The organism is Sphingobium sp. B2, assembly GCF_007693735.1.
GTDB classification, from domain to species: Bacteria; Pseudomonadota; Alphaproteobacteria; order Sphingomonadales; family Sphingomonadaceae; genus Sphingobium; species Sphingobium xenophagum.
On sequence record NZ_VDBZ01000029.1, the window covers coordinates 1 to 961 of the forward strand.

General features: G+C 63.3%; 1 protein-coding gene. It reads left to right on the forward strand.

Annotation, left to right across the window (positions count from 1 at the left end; all coding sequences use genetic code 11):
• Nucleotides 1–134: 134 nt before the first annotated feature.
• On the forward strand, nt 135–961 hold an 827-nt coding region (gene ligD / locus FE851_RS25875; RefSeq protein ID WP_222423001.1), incomplete at its 3' end, for a non-homologous end-joining DNA ligase.

Genomic DNA, 961 nt, shown 5'->3' on the forward strand with positions numbered 1-961 from the left:
CCGACAAGGCCCGCAGGATGGGCATCCGCGTCTGGGATTTCCGCAACCGCCGGTGATGCAGTCCCGGGCGGGAACGCACCGTCGCGCGAGGCTCCGGCAACGGAACGATCTTGCGCGAATGGCGTCTAATCCAGATGCCTCGTGTTCGATCCTCTCCTGCCAAGACGGCGCTGCGTTTCGCGCGTGGGCGATCGCCATCCAGGCCGCGGGCGGCGCAGGCGTTGACCGCCACGCCGCCCTTCCAGCCTGTCCAGCTTGCGCGGCTTGTCGATCATGTGCCAACCGGCAACCGCTGGCTCCACGAAATGAAATATGACGGCTACCGGACGCTCATTGCCGTCGGCGACGGGAGCGCGCAGGCCTATACGCGGTCGGGCCTCGACTGGTCGGATCGCTTCGCCGCGCTGCTCCGGGATGCTCTCAAGTTGAAAGTCGAATCGGCGTTGATCGACGGCGAAGCAGTCGTCCGCGATGCCGAGGGCCGGTCGAGCTTCCAGGCCCTCCAGAACGCCATCAAGGCCGCGCCGGATAGAATAGAGTATTTCGCGTTCGATCTCCTCGAACTGAACGGCGAGGATATCACCGGAATTCCGCTCCTGGAGCGCAAGGAAAAGCTGCGGGCAATCCTGCCGAAGACCGGGAGCCGGCTCCTCTACTCCGATCACATCGTCGGCAATGGCGAGCGCATGCTGAACAGCTTCTGCCAGGCCGGGCTCGAAGGCGTCATCTCCAAGATCGTCGATGGGAAATATGTCGGATCGCGGAGCGGAGGATGGCTCAAGACCAAGTGCATCAAGCGCCAGGAGTTCGTCATCGTCGGATGGACGCCTTCGGACAAGTCGCGCACGTTCCGATCGCTGATCCTCGGCGTCCATGAAAACGGCGAACTGCGTTACGCGGGCAAAGTCGGGACCGGCTTCGACACCGAAGAGTTGCTTCGCCTGATGGAGGTGATGCAACC